This is a genomic window from Acinetobacter sp. GG23, from assembly GCF_057766365.1.
In genome coordinates this window covers 57,738-73,843 of the sequence record NZ_JBYMDJ010000008.1, presented here as the reverse complement: position 1 = coordinate 73,843, position 16,106 = coordinate 57,738, and the positions used below count along the sequence as shown (strand labels likewise).

20 protein-coding genes and 1 pseudogene are annotated in these 16,106 nt (G+C 40.2%); 6 read left to right on the top strand and 15 right to left on the bottom strand.

The window, feature by feature from the left end; genetic code table 11:
• Positions 1-15 precede the first annotated feature (15 nt).
• The 5 genes from rutF to rutD all read right to left on the bottom strand — a co-directional run bounded on the left by rutF (position 16) and on the right by rutD (position 4,132).
• Positions 16-576 (bottom strand): NADH-dependent FMN reductase RutF, encoded by a 561-nt coding sequence (gene rutF / locus AC3CAU_RS13140; protein ID WP_447054336.1) that lies wholly within the window; start codon positions 574-576, stop codon positions 16-18.
• A 120-nt stretch (positions 577-696) separates the two neighbouring features.
• On the bottom strand, positions 697-1,077 hold the full coding sequence (gene rutC, locus AC3CAU_RS13135; RefSeq protein ID WP_447053557.1) for a pyrimidine utilization protein C: 381 nt from the start codon (positions 1,075-1,077) through the stop codon (positions 697-699).
• 20 nt (positions 1,078-1,097) lie between these two features.
• The gene (rutB, locus tag AC3CAU_RS13130) at positions 1,098-1,859 is read right to left on the bottom strand and encodes a pyrimidine utilization protein B (RefSeq protein WP_447053558.1); all 762 of its coding nucleotides are present in this window, start codon (positions 1,857-1,859) and stop codon (positions 1,098-1,100) included.
• Positions 1,856-2,971, bottom strand: a complete 1,116-nt coding sequence (gene rutA / locus AC3CAU_RS13125) for a pyrimidine utilization protein A (protein ID WP_447053559.1) — start codon at positions 2,969-2,971, stop codon at positions 1,856-1,858. Before rutA ends, rutB begins: the two co-directional genes overlap by 4 nt.
• A gap of 339 nt (positions 2,972-3,310) precedes the next feature.
• On the bottom strand, positions 3,311-4,132 hold the full coding sequence (gene rutD / locus AC3CAU_RS13120) for a pyrimidine utilization protein D (protein ID WP_424620143.1): 822 nt from the start codon (positions 4,130-4,132) through the stop codon (positions 3,311-3,313).
• A 443-nt stretch (positions 4,133-4,575) separates the two neighbouring features.
• On the opposite strand from rutD, the gene AC3CAU_RS13115 reads away from it, so the two are divergent.
• Positions 4,576-5,172: a hypothetical protein gene (locus AC3CAU_RS13115; protein ID WP_447053560.1), complete on the top strand. Its 597-nt coding sequence runs from the start codon at positions 4,576-4,578 to the stop codon at positions 5,170-5,172.
• 40 nt (positions 5,173-5,212) lie between these two features.
• Here AC3CAU_RS13115 and lysM read toward each other — a convergent pair whose 3' ends face one another.
• The 6 genes from lysM to AC3CAU_RS13085 form a co-directional block, all read right to left on the bottom strand.
• The gene (gene lysM, locus AC3CAU_RS13110; protein ID WP_447053561.1) at positions 5,213-5,695 is read right to left on the bottom strand and encodes a peptidoglycan-binding protein LysM; all 483 of its coding nucleotides are present in this window, start codon (positions 5,693-5,695) and stop codon (positions 5,213-5,215) included.
• A gap of 196 nt (positions 5,696-5,891) precedes the next feature.
• A complete protein-coding gene (acpP, locus tag AC3CAU_RS13105) occupies positions 5,892-6,128 on the bottom strand; it encodes an acyl carrier protein (RefSeq protein WP_004651013.1) in 237 nt (78 codons plus the stop codon).
• A gap of 86 nt (positions 6,129-6,214) precedes the next feature.
• Entirely contained in the window at positions 6,215-6,949 is a 735-nt protein-coding gene (gene fabG / locus AC3CAU_RS13100) for a 3-oxoacyl-ACP reductase FabG (protein WP_424620138.1), read from the bottom strand.
• Complete coding sequence (gene fabD / locus AC3CAU_RS13095; RefSeq protein ID WP_424620136.1) at positions 6,946-7,932, bottom strand: ACP S-malonyltransferase; 987 nt, start codon at positions 7,930-7,932, stop codon at positions 6,946-6,948. The genes fabG and fabD overlap by 4 nt, the downstream gene beginning before the upstream one ends.
• A gap of 158 nt (positions 7,933-8,090) precedes the next feature.
• The gene (rpmF, locus tag AC3CAU_RS13090; protein ID WP_067870197.1) at positions 8,091-8,276 is read right to left on the bottom strand and encodes a 50S ribosomal protein L32; all 186 of its coding nucleotides are present in this window, start codon (positions 8,274-8,276) and stop codon (positions 8,091-8,093) included.
• A 76-nt stretch (positions 8,277-8,352) separates the two neighbouring features.
• Positions 8,353-8,910: a YceD family protein gene (locus AC3CAU_RS13085; protein ID WP_425918098.1), complete on the bottom strand. Its 558-nt coding sequence runs from the start codon at positions 8,908-8,910 to the stop codon at positions 8,353-8,355.
• A gap of 97 nt (positions 8,911-9,007) precedes the next feature.
• Here AC3CAU_RS13085 and AC3CAU_RS13080 point away from each other — a divergent pair, with 97 nt between their 5' ends.
• Together AC3CAU_RS13080 and AC3CAU_RS13075 are read left to right on the top strand one after the other, a co-directional pair.
• On the top strand, positions 9,008-9,670 hold the full coding sequence (locus AC3CAU_RS13080) for an elongation factor P hydroxylase (protein ID WP_424620133.1): 663 nt from the start codon (positions 9,008-9,010) through the stop codon (positions 9,668-9,670).
• Between the two features lie 84 nt (positions 9,671-9,754).
• Positions 9,755-10,372, top strand: a complete 618-nt coding sequence (locus tag AC3CAU_RS13075; RefSeq protein WP_424620131.1) for an L-threonylcarbamoyladenylate synthase — start codon at positions 9,755-9,757, stop codon at positions 10,370-10,372.
• A 126-nt stretch (positions 10,373-10,498) separates the two neighbouring features.
• Here the strand turns inward: AC3CAU_RS13075 and AC3CAU_RS13070 are convergent, their stop codons facing one another.
• Positions 10,499-10,957, bottom strand: coding sequence for a hypothetical protein (locus AC3CAU_RS13070; RefSeq protein ID WP_131214245.1), 459 nt, complete (start codon positions 10,955-10,957; stop codon positions 10,499-10,501).
• A gap of 382 nt (positions 10,958-11,339) precedes the next feature.
• Positions 11,340-11,645 (bottom strand): hypothetical protein, encoded by a 306-nt coding sequence (locus tag AC3CAU_RS13065; RefSeq protein WP_447053562.1) that lies wholly within the window; start codon positions 11,643-11,645, stop codon positions 11,340-11,342.
• A 426-nt stretch (positions 11,646-12,071) separates the two neighbouring features.
• Between AC3CAU_RS13065 and AC3CAU_RS13060 the strand changes: the two genes are divergently transcribed.
• The 3 genes and pseudogenes from AC3CAU_RS13060 to rluB all read left to right on the top strand — a co-directional run.
• Positions 12,072-12,866 carry a segregation and condensation protein A gene (locus AC3CAU_RS13060; protein ID WP_447053563.1) on the top strand — a complete coding sequence of 265 codons (795 nt, stop codon included), beginning with the start codon at positions 12,072-12,074 and terminating at the stop codon, positions 12,864-12,866.
• Positions 12,863-13,453: an SMC-Scp complex subunit ScpB gene (scpB, locus tag AC3CAU_RS13055; protein ID WP_131214248.1), complete on the top strand. Its 591-nt coding sequence runs from the start codon at positions 12,863-12,865 to the stop codon at positions 13,451-13,453. Before AC3CAU_RS13060 ends, scpB begins: the two co-directional genes overlap by 4 nt.
• A gap of 41 nt (positions 13,454-13,494) precedes the next feature.
• Positions 13,495-14,347: pseudogene (gene rluB, locus AC3CAU_RS13050) on the top strand (23S rRNA pseudouridine(2605) synthase RluB); the annotation flags it as partial.
• A 339-nt stretch (positions 14,348-14,686) separates the two neighbouring features.
• Here rluB and bioD read toward each other — a convergent pair.
• Together bioD and bioC are read right to left on the bottom strand one after the other, a co-directional pair.
• A complete protein-coding gene (gene bioD, locus AC3CAU_RS13045) occupies positions 14,687-15,337 on the bottom strand; it encodes a dethiobiotin synthase (RefSeq protein ID WP_447053564.1) in 651 nt (216 codons plus the stop codon).
• Entirely contained in the window at positions 15,334-16,104 is a 771-nt protein-coding gene (bioC, locus tag AC3CAU_RS13040; RefSeq protein ID WP_447053565.1) for a malonyl-ACP O-methyltransferase BioC, read from the bottom strand. The genes bioD and bioC overlap by 4 nt, the downstream gene beginning before the upstream one ends.
• Positions 16,105-16,106: the final 2 nt, after the last annotated feature.

The following is a 16,106-nucleotide window of genomic DNA, read 5'->3' as shown; positions in this document are numbered from 1 at the left end:
ATTAGGAATATTGGATTAGTTCATGGGTTGTGGCTCGCAATACGCACGATTGAAATACATCAATGCATTCATACCTTGATTTTGTTTCATGGCTTTGACCTGACAAATCAGTACATCATGGCTACCAACCGACATGCTTTGCACTACTTCACAGTCAAACGAGATCAGTGCATCCTCTAAAACGGGTGCCTGTGTGAGCAATGTCGACCATTTTCCACGCAAGAATCGTTCCGACATGGGTGTTTTTCCACCAAAGATATTTGATAATTCAGCATGATGTGCAGCGAGGGTATTTACACAAAGCACCTGATTACATTTAAAGGTTTCAAATACCGATGCCGAGCGGTTTAAGCACACCAGTAAAGTCGGCGGTGAGTCGGTGACGCTACATACCGCGGAAGCGGTAAAACCGGCCTGACCCGCTGCACCATCTGTGGTAATCACATTGACGGCGGCGCCTAAATTGGACATGCCCTGTCTAAAAGTCGCCTGATCAATTTCTTGATGCGTTTCATGAGTCATCATCTGAAAATTTTGCGCATGTTGTACTAAATCTTTTGTCGATTGAACCGACATGATTTTGCTGTTCATCATCATCTCCATTACTGGAATTCAACTGTTCATTATTCAATGTGAATTTCAGTTTTGTCCTTCATTGATATCAAAAATTACATCTTTTTTGTGAAGTTTCTTCATTTAAACATGCGCGATAGATGCAATTTCGACTAAAGCATCCGGTTTTACCAGACCTGTTTGTACGCAGTAGCGTGCCGGTTTATCCCCTGGAAAATACTCCGCATATACAGTATTGATCGCAGCATAATCGGCCCAGTCTTTGACAAAGACATGATTAAAGGTCACGTCCTCCATTGTCCCACCCGCAGTTTCAATGACTTTTTTGATGTTTTCCAAAATATGACGGGTTTGTGCTGCGGCATCGCCGATATGTACGACATTGTTATTTTCATCAAAGGCCAAAGTGCCCGAAACATAAACTATATTGTCCGCTTTGGTGGCAGGAACATACGGCGCCAATGGTTTTCCTGTTCCTGCGGGTAAAATAATTTCTTTTGGCATGATATTTCCCTTATAAAGTTTCAGGCTGATTTTTCTAAGATATGCGATTTAGATTGAAAGGTTTCGACAAAATTTGCTGTGTCCGACACCCAACCAAAGAAAGTTTTAATGTTATATAAACTGGCTGCATGCGCTTCAATCGGTCCTGCCTGATAACAGGCATCGTCTAGTGCAACACCAAAATACTCAAGGAAAAAGCCGTCTCTTAAAGTCGACTCGACACAAACATTGGTGGCAATCCCGACAAAAACCAGATTCCGAATGCCTTTGCTGCGGAGCATGCTATCCAAAGCGGTATTAAAGAAACCGCTATAACGGGATTTTTCAATCACGATGTCTTGGGCCAAAGGTTTAAGTTCATCAATCAGCTCAAAATCCCAGCCGCCTTTTGCGAGTAATTTCCCTTGTAATTCAGGCTGCTTACGCATGGTTTTTAAGGCGTTGGATTTATGAAAATTTGGGGAATTGATACCACCCGCTTCCACATACTGATCATCCCAGCCATTTTTGAAATAAATCACCTGAATGCCTGACGCATGTGCGGCATCGACTGCTTTTTTGATGTTCTCCACTACAGGCTTAGTCTTTGAAACATCAAAACCTGCCAAATCCAAATAGCCGCCTTTTGAGGTATAGGCATTTTGCATATCAATCACGATTAATGCAGTGTGCTCGGGTGCAAGTTGAATGGCTTCCGGTTCTGCCTTTAACACTTTTCCAGTAGCTGTGGCTTGGGTAAAGCCTGCACAGACCACATTTTCTACAGATTTATTCGTATTCATGCTGACTTATCCAAGACTGAAACTTGAGTTGCTTCACCTTCAACCACAATATGCTCACGGCATTTCATCAAAGGCTGAATTTTTTGGCCAAAATCTTCTACGCCTTGAATAAAATCATCAAAGGTTAAAAGAATGCCTTCCGTTCCTTCGATTTCAGCAATTTCATCTAGCATTTTTGCGGCATTTTCAAAAGAACCGACAATGGTGCCCATGTTGATATTGACGGGTGAAACACTAGATGCCATTTGACGAATATTGGTATCTGCACCGGATTTGGTATCTTTACCGCCTTGATTTATCAGCCAGTTAATTGCTTCGATATCTGCCCCATCGTTATAGCTTTGCCATTTTGCAAAAGCTTCTTCATCGGTTTCTGCCGCAATCACCATAAACAGCACATAAGTTTGCACATCACGGCCGGTTTTATCGGTATGTGCCTTTAAGCGATCATTAATATCTGCATAAGCCTTGGGTGTATTTAGGCCTTTACCAAAGACAAAGTTGTAGTCTGCATATTTAGCGGAGAACTCCAGTCCCGTATCGGACTGCCCTGCACAGATGATTTTCATATCTGCTTGCGGAACTGGACTTACGCGGCAATCATCCATTTGGAAATGCTCGCCTTTAAAGTCCGATTGTCCTGTCGCCCAAAGCTCACGTAAAATTTCGACATATTCAGACAAATAGTCATAACGTTTGGCAAAGTATTCATCACCTGGCCACATGCCCATTTGTTTATATTCAGGCGCTTGCCAACCGGTCACCACATTTAAACCAAAACGCCCATTGGAAATAGAATCAATAGTCGATGCCATACGTGCCACAATTGCAGGCGGCATCACCAAAGTTGCCGCTGTGGCATAAATTTTAATTTTGCTGGTCACCGCAGCAAGACCCGCCATTAAGGTAAATGTTTCGAGATTATGATCCCAAAATTCGGTTTTCCCGCCAAAGCCACGTAGCTTGATCATCGAGAGGGCAAAGTCAAAACCATAATGTTCTGCACGTTGCACAATTTGCTTGTTCATTTCAAAACTAGGTTTATATTGCGGTGCATTTTCAGACAGCAACCAGCCATTATTTCCGATTGGACAAAAGACGCCTATTTTCATTATTAACACCTCATTTTTACCATTTGGTTATAAATTTGCTTCAAGCAAGCCACTTGAACTTTTATAGTTAATATTTAGCAAATGCTGTGCCAATTATATTTAATATATATTTTTCAATAATTTATAAAAATATTATTTTAACAAATAGTAAAATAAGCAATAAGCCAGATGCACTGTTATAGTAATAATGGCTCTAAAAAAATGCACAATCCTTAAAAATCAGAAATTCTGCGCCGATTAATCCCGAATTTTTATGAAAGAGTAAATTAAAAAAAACCGCGATCTTAAAAATCGCGGTTTGATAAAAAATTTACCGGTTATTGCTATAAATAAGCCTGCTTAATTCGAGAATAAAACTACTTTTAAAAAATGATGGTGAAAAAATTGCAGCATGGTTTTGTTTAATAACTCTGGCTGTGTAACTGTAGATGCATGTGCCCCTGTAACAAGCACACTGAGTTGCCCATGACCGAGTCGCTGTTGTAGATCACTCGACTTGTGTACAGGAACCAAAAAGTCATCCTGATTGGCAATGAAATGCAGTTGGCTATGCTGCAACGCTTGTATATGCTGATCATTGATTTTAAATTGCCGGGCAGCTTGAATCCGCTTCATTACATTTGGAGCCGGTGGGAAATCGTCAAGCTGAATATTTTCCAGCGTATTTAAATGCTGATAATTTTTTGAAATCCATGCTGGTGGGTACAAAAATAATCCCTGTGCTCGGACATAAGCTTCTGCACCTGCAGATTTTAATAAATGAACCCTGGCTTCAAAGCATTTTTGGGTATGCGGATCGATTTCATCCCATGAATTAATACAGGTTAAACTTAATAGTTTTATTTCAGATGACACTATTAATATAGCCAGTTCTGCACCAATAAATGCGCCAATCGCATGTCCAATAAAATGAAAACACTGAATTTTTTCTAATTTTATAATTTCCAGTAACTGCAATGCCAGACTAGTAATTGCATACTTATGTGGAAGAAGAGCTGAATCGGCATGACAACCTTCCTGGTCATAAGTTAGAACATGAAAATGTTCTGTTAAAGCCGCAATTTGAGGTTTCCAGAAACTGGCATGACCACCCAAACCTGAAGATAAAATTAAATACTCAGCTGCTGAATTTCCTGTACATCGATGAATTTGATAGCTCATTTTTACCATTCATTAAAATAAATTTAATAAGAAATAGCAAGAATTGTGCCTAAATAATCAAATAAACTGAGTCTATCTCATCAATATCAAATCCCCATTGCAGTGAAATATAGAGAACAAAATTTTATAAAAATAAGAAAAAGTAAAAATTTGAATCTAAAAAATCGCCTAACAAGATTTACTTTCATACTCAAATCTACAACAAAAACAGCTAAACCCAAGTCAAACCAAAAACTTAAAATAGATGAATACAACAAAGACGAATAAAAGAAAAAAATGTAAGAAAATAAGATGCTAAAACAAGCGTCAAAAAATCAATATGCAACTTAATAGGAGTCAAGTTTATAACAATCCCAAACACTCACTGTCTCGTAATGGAACAGTCCGTGCGCTAGAAATGGCAATCACTTCCTACCTATACTTTTCTTGAAAGGTGATGGTTCATGGACATATCAACTGAAGATCCACTATTTCAATGTCACTATCTGCCGCGTTATTTTATTGGGCTGATCTTCATCCCTGCGCTATTTATTGTTTTAGCGCAGCACTCTCTTAATAGCTTAAATATGGTTCAAGATGTTAGTAGTCTGATTCAGTATTTATTACATCAATCCCCGTCAGGTTGGTTATTAGTGACGCTGATCATTCTGCTGGCCTGTATTGCCATGAACATAAAACTTGTAGTTACCCGCCAAACTATATCCATACAAAATATGGGAATAAAACTTAACATCATGGTGCAGCATTGCACCTTGTTTAAAGCTCAGCTTTATTCCTCACATGCTTCAAAGTATCGTGTGCTTAAGCCACTTAAAACCAAGGCATTAGATCAAGAAAAATTGAAAACGAGTAGTGTCGGCTTTATTTTAAAACCGGAGTTTCGCAAACAATTTAAAATGGCACATCTTGATCTGAATATGTTGAATGAAGATAACCGCAGAACACTGGTTAAGACTCTGGTGCAACACTATTATTTAGACCCTAAAAAAATTTTAGATAGAAAACAGCTTACCAGAAGAAAACTACAGCATAAATTTTAATAAAAAAGGCGCTTATAGCGCCTTTTTTATTATTCTTTACTTAAGCAGGAATACGCAGTACTTGTCCTGGATAAATATCATCAGCGTCTTTTAACAATGGACGGTTAGCTTCAAAAATTTTGTTATATTGATTGGTATCACCATAATATGCCTTTGAAATTTTAGACAGGGTATCACCCGATTTAACTGTATAAAACTTACTTGCAGGTTCAGGCGTCGCAACAGTCATCTGATCATCAACTTTTGCAACATGATCCACATTCCCTACCGCCAATACAATTTTTTCGCGGTCTGCCTGGCTTTGCACTTGCCCTTTAAGGGTCGCCAGATCCGAAGTGCTGTTATAACTCACAGATAAACCGGTTACAGGTAAGCCCAACGCTTTAATATGGCCAAGCAATTTATTTGCAATTTCTTGCGCAGATGGCTCTGCTGGAGTAGTTGAAGCTGCTGGAGTTGCCTGTGGTTCTGCTGGTGCAGTATTTTTTTTACCAATACCTTTTACAAAATCAAAAAGACCCATTTTAGTTCTCCATCTTGTTATTTATGCTATTAAAAATAGTGTTCTATTTTTATACCTAAAATTCTGCTTTAAAAAGATGCTCTTTGGTCATGTAAAGGTAACGGTATGTAATAAAAGACCCAACAAGCATTTTTATTTTTCATTAAAAAAGCCACCTAAAAGGTGGCTTTCATTTTCAGCAAAGCTGAAACAACAATTAACCTAGTTTCTTAGAAACATAGTCAATAGCTGATTGAACAGTTGTGATTTCGTTAGAATCTTCATCAGGGATAGTGATGTCAAAATCATTTTCGAAAGACATAACAAGCTCAACTAAGTCCAAAGAGTCAGCACCTAAGTCATCCATAAAAGATGCTTCGTTTTTAATCTCTTCAGCTTTAAGACCAAGTTGTTCTGCAACCGCTTGTTTGATACGTAGTTCGATATCGCTCACAGGAATTCTCCTCATTGCTTGTGGCGTTTTTAATGCCGTTAGTTTAATTGAATATCTAATTTTTTGAAAGTTTATACATCAGCTAATTAGCTCATGTATAGACCGCCATTCACATGTAAAACAGTACCAGTAATGTAATTCGCTTTCTCGCTAGCCAGAAAGCTCACTGCATTTGCGATATCTTGTGGATCCCCTAAACGGTTCAATGCCACTTGTTCACTCATTTTCTTACGAATTTCTTCACTTAACTGTTCTGTCATTTCTGTTGCAATAAAACCTGGTGCAACAGCGTTCACAGTAATTTGGCGACTCCCCATTTCTTTTGCAAGGCTACGGCCAAACGCTTCTATACCTGCTTTTGCAGCAGAATAGTTGGCTTGTCCCGGATTTGCAAAGTGGGCAACGACAGAACTGATATTAATAATGCGTCCAAAACGTGCTTTGGTCATGCCTTTTAAAACACGCTTAGATAGACGATATACGGCTTTCAGATGAATATTGAGAATGTCATCCCAGTCATCTTCAGACATACGTAGTAACAAATTATCTTTGGTAATTCCGGCATTATTGACGAGTGCCAAAACAGGACCATATTTTTGTTCAATATCTGTAACTAAGGCATCAATGGCAGCAGCATCTCGTACATCAAGCATTGCACCGGCCCCATTTTCAGCAAAACTTGCAGATAATTTTTCTGCGCCTGCTTCGGAAGTTGCCGTACCAACGACAAAATAACCGTCTTGAATGAGTTGCTGAGCGATGGCTGCTCCAATCCCTCTGCTCGCACCTGTTACCAAGGCGACTTTACGTTCTTGTGTCATGCAATTTTCCCTTCAGCCACTAAAATGGCATTTAATGCATCTTCTAGACGGCTATTACTGTCCAGTGGAAATGCTTTTTTAATATTTGGCAAACGCTTTGCAAGATTGGCAAGGACATTACCCGGACCACATTCAACCACATACTCTACACCTTGATCTTGCAGGTACTGCATGGTCTTGGTCCATTGCACTGATTGATACAATTGTGCAGTCAATGCCTGACGCACGCCTGCCACATCAGTTGCGATTTCTGCGTTCACATTTTGTATTACAGGAAGGCCAGGTAGCTCAATGGCAGTTTGTTCCAAAGCTGCCGCAAACTTTTCCGCAGCAGGTTTCATCAGTGAACAATGTGATGGAACAGAGACCGGTAATGCAATCGCCTTACCTGACTGTTCTTTTGCCGCAGCCATTACCGCTTCTACTGCTGCTTTATCACCAGCAATGACCACTTGACCTTGTGCATTGTAATTTGCGGCTTCTACTGAACCGTTCGCCTGTGCATTGACTTGCTCACAAAGCTCAATCACCTTGGCATCTTCGAGGCCCAAAATAGCGGCCATCGCACCCTGTCCTTGTGGAACAGCTTCTTGCATAAGTTTACCGCGTAAATGTACCAGTTTAACGGCATCGCCTAAACTCATCGCTCCAGCTGCAACCAATGCGCTATATTCGCCCAATGAGTGACCTGCAAGATATTTTGGTGCAACACCACCCAATTCCAACCACACACGCCATAAGGCAATACTTGCAGTCAGCAATACAGGCTGTGTAAATTCTGTTTGGTTTAACCCTTCACCACTTTGGGCAATGTGCCATAAATCAAAACCAATCGCTTCTGAAGCTTCGGCAAAAGTGTCGGTCACACCACTAAACTGTTCTGCAAGTTCAGCTAACATGCCAACTTTCTGTGAACCTTGACCAGGAAAAACAAATGCAGTTTTTATCGCTTGAGCTGCTTGCTCGAGTCGTTTAGCAGACATATCAAAATCCTTTCATGAGTCTAAGCTCTTTTACGAAGCGAAATTTAACACTTAATTTTTGTTTTGGTAATTGCCAAATACAACAAAAAACGGCAACAAAAAAAAGGGAGCTTTCGCTCCCATTTTTTTCTAATAAGCTTGACGCTTAATATCACCAATTATTCAGCAGCAGCTGCTTTAGCGAATAATTGACGACCACGGTAGATGCCATCTTTAGTCACGTGGTGACGACGGTGAATTTCACCAGATGTTTGGTCTACAGTTAATGCATTCTCGGTTAAAGCGTCATGTGAACGGCGCATGTCACGGCGAGAGCGACTTTTACGGTTTTGCTGAACGGCCATGATGGCTCCTTACAAAGATCGAAAAATGGATCAGAACAAATTCAGTTGTCTTATACTTTAAAGTATAACACAAAAATTAGTTAAGTTTGCCCTTCAAACCTGCCAAAACACCAAACGGATTATCCCGTTTTTCTTCGGCAATGTCATCAGCAGCAGGTTGATGCTTATGCTCACAAACGTCATGTCTAGGAGACAAAGGCATCAACAATAACAATTCATCTTCTATCAGTGCGAGTAAATCAGCAGTCGCAGGTGCATCAAAGCTACCTTTGGTCGTTGCTTCACTCTCACCTAGGACGATGAAATCAGCATCCTCATCCAAGCGCTCTATCAGTGATTCATCATCCACAAGCGCTAAATGAAAGTCTGAAACGAGAGGAATTTCAACGGTATTCAGACAACGCTGACATTCCATTGGAACTTTCGTTTCAACATGACCATCTAACCATACGATACGATGATACGCATCCATTGATAGCTTACAGTCTATGTTAATCAATTGATGATCAATTGATCCAACAGCTTCACGGGAAATACGAACAAAGCGAGACAATGGCAGGGTACCTGACCATGTAAAGCCTTGTTCAGCCCATTTAAACGGCTCAATCTGTGCCGGAAAGGTATTTGCTGACATAATTAAGGCGGCAATTCTACAAATTCATGGGTACTCTGTCAAAGATTAAGATACAATTTTGTACTTATTTAGACAGATCATTTGGGTAATACAAGTCATGCATCAGTTGCAGCCGCAACCTGAAGTCACTACTTCATTACGGTTCACCACTCATTCAACCTCAGATTCTGCGGTTTTTTTAGACCATGTGCAACTCTCACCGTGGGCTAATTTGCAAACAGAAGTTCAACAAGTAGATTGGCTTATACTACACTTTAATCACTGGTTTTCCCACCTAAATGTGACGCTTGTTCGTGGTGATTTTGAACCTGAATATTTTCCAGCGGATAAAGACCTCCCTGCCCGCATTCAGTTTGCCCATGGTTTCTTTAATAGTGCGTTACACGAGATCAGCCACTGGAGCATTGCGGGCGACCAAAGACGCTTAATGGCAGATTTGGGCTATTGGTATGCCCCGGATGGCCGAAGTGCTGAGCAACAAGCGTTATTTGAGCAGGTCGAAATTAAACCGCAAGCCATTGAATGGTTATTCTCTCAAGCTTTCGGTCGAAAATTCCGCGTATCTTTAGATAATTTAACTGGTGATGGCGGTGATGGCACAACTTTTAAAGACAATGTTTATGCCCAAGTTCATCAATATTTTAACGGTGAAGCCAAACTTCCCCGCGATGCAGCACGCTTTATTCAGTGTATCTGTGCCTGTACGCGAAGTGGCAAAACATTACAAAGTGATGAGTTTCAACGCGAAACTCTGGACTGAATTACATAAACTCATCAAAGCATGATTGCAAGACTTTGTAAAATCAACAGATAATGTCTAAAAATAAATCGGGAGAGAATAAATATGCTTCATTTAAGAGTACATCCTGATAATCCTCAACCCCGTTTAATCACGCAGGCGGTAGAACGTATTCGTGCGGGCGATGTGGTGGTCTACCCGACCGATGCCGCATATGCAATTGGCTGTCAAATCGGTAATAAAAATGCCATGGAGCGTATTGCACAAATACGTGGCTTAGGGCCAAAGCATCAATATGCCATTCTATGTTGTGATTTATCCGATATTGCCACCTATGCCAAGGTAGACAATGCCATGTATCGGTTGCTGAAAAATAATACCCCTGCTGTAACCACCTTTATCTTACCTGCAACCAGTGAAGTCCCTAAACGACTAATGCATCCAAAAAAGAAAACCATTGGACTGCGTATTCCCAGTAATCCAATTTGTCGAATGTTATTGAAAGAATTGGACGAACCCCTGTTAACCAGTACGCTAATTCTTCCCAATCACACAGAGCCTTTAGATGATCCGTATGATATTGAAATGGAACTCGGCAAACGGATTGATGTGTTTGTGGATGGGGGTCTAGGAATCTTAAATACCACCAGCATTGTTGATTTATCCGGCGAGCATCCGGAAGTGATCCGTCGTGGGGTCGGAGATGTAAGCGCTTTCGAGTAAGCGCTTTATTCTGCATCCTTGAATACAGAATAAATCAAGCGCCACTCTTCCATTTTTTATTGTATGTCAACGTTTTCTCAGAGACGGGCGATATTCCGATGTCTCTGTAAATGTGATTGCATTGGTTTATACAGCTTGATTGAAATTTGGACATTCAGTAAGGGTTTGCTTGGTCTGATAAATTTCTTGTCTAAATTTATTCTGAATAATATAAGTCGCCGTCACGTTATCGTCTTTATAGACCGTTAAATAAGCATCTACCATATCCGGTTTCTGTCCTTTTAACTTCTCCAGAATTGAACAGCCTAGCTGATTGACACTGTTTTTTATAGGATCCGGAACTTGTTTACCATTAAATTCTGTCAAATACATATAAGTAATAATATTGGGATAGTGATTTAAGATATCCCCATCATCGATCGGTAATCCTGTACTCTTCATTTGCTGGCGCATCGTATCATCCATACGGATATTTTTTAATGTCTCACGCACTTGCTGCTGAAACTTATGCTTCCAATACAGTTCAATCCCTCCAAATAACACTGCAATGATAAATGTGCCTGTAATCACAAATTTAATATTCATCCTCAGCCTGCTTATAATTATCAAAAAATTATTATTATGCCAACCGTATCACTCTTTTTTATTTTCCTTAATGACAAAACCTATTGTTATGTTATTTTTCTTATTCAGTTTGTAAGTTAGTTAAACACTTTTTTCTGCTCTTCCTCTGCATCAAGATTATCTGGCTCGAAATCATTCTGATAAGCTTTTTGAAGATTGATCCATTCTTCATCTAATATTGAAAACCAAGCAGAATCGCGTTTTTGGCTTTTGGCTATAAGGTGTTAACGAAAGGTTTCTTTATACTGAAATCCAAACCTTACAGCCACATATTTTGACGATTGATTCAATACATCATATTTTCACTCAACCTGGCAAAACCTTGCTCAAAATATGCTTTCAATCATAAATAGATCGCTTCAGTCGAGGCAGTGGACTGTTTTATTAAAGGTGAAAAAATATTAGCCAGATCTATAACCTGATCCGTAGGATATTGATTAATTAACCTCACCCATACCGCCACCGTATCATTAACTTTAATTAAATAATGGGTGCTTCCCTTAAAGTCAAAACAACTGTCTAAAGCGATGGGTAATTCATCTTCAACTTTAAGGCCTGAGTAAAATAAATCGTTCCAACAACTGCAAGTTACTTCTGTATTTATACATTGCCACATTTGCTGAAAATGTGCTTCATTGAGTGTAGTCACAGACAAATCATGTAATGTGACACTGTTTCCATAGAGATTTTTTGCTAAAAACTCCACTGCTGAAGGATTGGATACAGCTATACCGATAATTTGACTCTATTCATTTTCTTGTACTTTTTGATAATTCCCCCTAGATGATCACATCGTCTGTGTTACAGTTATATTGCGCAAAGATTTGTTTGATACCCATAAAAAATACATATTTAACAACGACATCAACTACATGGTTTTCCCTTCAATAAAAAATCCCTATTTATTTTAGGTTTTTTTGTCATTTGTTAGCTTTTGTAATTTATTTGAAGGCCATTTTCCTTTAGACTACGCAGATTAATTATGTGCTTTTTCTCTTCACACAGCACCTATCCTGAAAGCTGATCTGAAATAGCATCTTCATGCCTTTGAAAATTCGCGTGGCCTATAACTGTAATGAATCAACCGATCCATAATCCTATGGAGCAAGCTTCACCCATCCGTGTTTTGGGTGAGTGGCAAGAATCTATTCCAGAGGATTTATATATTCCTCCCGCAGCATTTGAAATTCTTTTAGAGCATTTCGAAGGACCACTCGACTTCCTGATTTATCTGATTCAAAAAAGCGGTTTTGACTTATTACAACTAGATATTGCACCAATTGCAGCCCAGTATTTGTCGTATATGGATGCAATGAAGTCACTCAATATTGAATTAACTGCTGACTACATGGTGATGGCGGCTTTATTGGCCGATCTTAAATCACGCTTGCTGTTACCCAAAGCAAATACATCCATTGTGATTGAAAAAGATCCAAAACAACAACTGATTGATCGTCTGGAAACTTATTTACGGGTAAAACAGGCGGCCGAACGCTTGGGGCAAATGCCCGTTTTAGACCGTGACACCTTCCCCACCAATGTTAGTTTAGGTCAAATTGCACAGAATAATGAAGGCTATGATATTGGTCTTTTACGTGATGCTTTATTTTGCGTGTTTAATCGTCCCGAACCGCTGACCCATCAAATTTTACAAGAACCAGTATTGCTTGAAGAACGGATTGCCTTTATTGAAAATCGTTTAAGATCCGGTGAAATTCTAAATTTTCAAGCCTTATTGAAGCCGAGTCAGGGACGTATGGGGATGGTGGTCACCTTTATGGCCATTTTAGAACTGACCCGCCAACAAAAAGTGAATATTATTGCAACCGGTATTGAAGCGCCACTTGCGATTCAAGGAGTACTCGCATGATTGATCATCAAGCCTCTCCTTTATCTGTTGCTGATAACCAACATGAAGTTTTGATGCAACTGGAAGCAATTATTTTTGCAAGTGAAGCAGCAGTTTCACTTGCACGTTTAAAAGAAGCGTTCCAGAATCTATATTCTAAACAAGAATTGCGTCAATTCTTGCAACAACTTGCTATGCTACAACATGGCAGATCGATCGAACTGGTGGAAACAGCACAAGGTTTCCGTTTTCAGGTTCGTGCTAAATATCGCAATATCATTACCCAAGTTTGGCCAGAGCGACCAACTCGCTTATCGCCAACCATGCTCGAAACCCTTGCTGTGATTGCTTACCATCAACCAGTAACCCGAGCAGATATTGAACAAATTCGTGGAGTTTCAAATAATAGTCAGATACTGAGATCGTTGTTTGACTGGAACTGGATTAAAGAGTCCGGTTTTAGAGAGCTACCGGGAAAACCCGCGTTGTTAGTTACAACGCCACAATTTTTAAATGCTTTTGGCCTGGCGTCTTTAGGTCAATTGCCTCCCCTCCAGGATGCCAAGGAAGCTTTTATGGCCCTCGATGCTCACGCACCGAAGTCATAGATAGGTGAACTGTTGATGATAATTTCTAAGGTTATGCTGTCATGAGTGAAAAATTACAAAAGGTGCTTGCACGCGTTGGTTTGGGTTCTCGCCGTTATATGGAAGAAGTCATTGCCGCTGGTCGTGTAAGTATCAACGGACGTGTTGCCCAAGTGGGTGAACGTATTGAACCAGGTGATGAGCTTCGCATCGATGGTCGTAAAGTCCAATTTCAGATTGAAGACGAAATTCGTCGTCGTGTTCTGATTTACTACAAACCAGAAGGTGAAATTTGTTCACGCAATGACCCTGAATCACGTCCGACCGTATTCGAACAGCTTCCAGCAATTCCAGGTGACCGCTGGGTAATGGTCGGCCGTCTGGATATTAACTCGACTGGTCTTTTATTGTTCACGAATGATGGTGAGTTGGCGAATCGCCTAATGCACCCTTCAAACGAAATTGAACGTGAATATGCCGTGCGTGTGATGGGTGAAGTAACACCACAACTTAAAAACAATATGACCAATGGCGTTGTTCTGGATGACGGTCCGGCAAAATTTGAATCATTCTCTGAAATTGGTGGCGAAGGGATTAACCGCTGGTATCAAGTAGTGGTAAAAGAAGGTCGTAACCGCGAAGTTCGTCGTATTTTCGAATCTCAAGGTCTTAAAGTTAGCCGCTTGCTTCGTACCCGTTATGGCACTGTGATTTTACCTCGCGAACTTCGTACAGGTCGCTGGATGGAGCTTGATAAAGGCGACATCGACAACTTGACCAAATCGGTTGAGTTAAAGCCACGTCAAGGTACGGGCTTGTTCGGTATGGCAAAACGTCGTAACGAACGTATGCAGGAAAAACCAATGGCTGCACGTCGTGGTGGTTATTTACGTCAGCAACGTCGTGATAACGAAGAAGACGTTCAAAAGCCAGCTTTCAACCGCGAACGTCGTGAAAACCCAAATGGCTCTGGTCAACGTCGTCAAGACAATAGTCAAGGTACATATGTGCAGCGTGAAACTCGCCAAGACACTAATACCAATACATCTACACAGCGCGAACGTCGCCCGGAAAACTTTGGTAACCAAGTGACTTATGGCCAACGTGAACGCCGTGATGAAAATGCACCACGCAAACCATTCGGCATCAATAAAGGCTTTAAGAAATTTTAATTTCTAAAGTAAAAAAACCACTCATTCGAGTGGTTTTTTATGGCTTCCATTATTTCCTATTTCCGCTTTGCATGAAAAAGGATTAAAAGGACGGTAAAACGGGTATATCGATCCATTGTGCATGTGGAAAATTTTCCGCCAAATATGCTTTTAAATATTCTGAGCTATCTTTAGAAATAAGCTCATCTTGTGATTCGTCATTTAGGTTATAGGCCAAAGCGTAAAGTTCCAAGCCACGGCTTTTCAAAGCCTCCAAGCTCAGTAAAGTATGGTTAATACTGCCCAAACGCCCCGAACTGACCAAAATTACAGGAAATTTCTTTCTTGCTACATAATCAATCGTCAGTAATTCTGTGGTTAAAGGCACCATCAAGCCACCTGCACCTTCCAGCAAAACCACTTCATATTTATTCGCCAGTTGCTGAGTGGCATCTTCAATTTTCTGAAAATCAATTTCACGACCATCAATTTTAGTCGCCAAATGTGGTGATGCGGGATAAGTAAAAATTTCCGGCATGGTGAGTTTAGTTTCATCTTCAGGAAACCAGCCCATCTGCATAATTTCACGGTGCCGTTCGATATCTTCAGAAATATCGGTATTGCCGGTTTGGATCAGCTTTTGGGTAATGGTTTTTTTGCCCTGCTCATTCCATAACTTTGCCAGATAACCCGTGGTATAGGTCTTGCCAATACCGGTATCAATACCACTAATAAAATAAACCGCTGCGGTCATGGCTTGCTCCGTGCAATGCAATAAATAGGATGATAACTCAGCTGATAATGACGTTGACCACGCTGATCAAGCTCTGAAAATTGCAGATAATCTTGATAAAACTGTTGTAACGACTGTTTGGTCCAGCGATGCTGCGATGCGGTTGCAGTAACGCCTGTGGCTTTTAAGTGTTGCAGTACTTCTTTAGGATGTGAAAAAGTTAATGTTTCCATACCTTCTGAAAGATGCAAAATTTCAAAATCCTGCTGCAGCAACTTTTGCTGAATAGATTCAATACCTAGATAACCCAAACCCTGTCCAGTCAATGCCTTAATCTCTTTTAAATTCTGCTGACCAAAAGTCGAAAAACACAAATAGCCTTGCTGCGTTAAAGCTTCAGAACATTTTTTAAAAACGGCATCCAGATCAGCAATCCATTGCAAAGCTGAACTGGAAGTAATCAGATCAAGTGTTTGTGGAAAATTCAGTTGTTCTACATCACCAATCAGCCATTGCAAATTTTCTTTTGCTTGAAAATGCTGCTGAACTTCAGGATACAGGTCATTTAAAAACAGTTGTTTGATTGCAAAATGCTGCATCAGCAAATGACTTAAATTTCCCGAACCACAGCCAATTTCAAAAACACAATCTAAACTTTTTTTGGATAAATGTTCTTGCATCAACCGAATTAAATCTTGGCAAATCTGTTTTTGCACTACCGCATGTTGAGTATAGCTTTGCGCTGCTTTTTCAAAGCGCTGCGCGACTTGTAATTTATCAATATTCACCT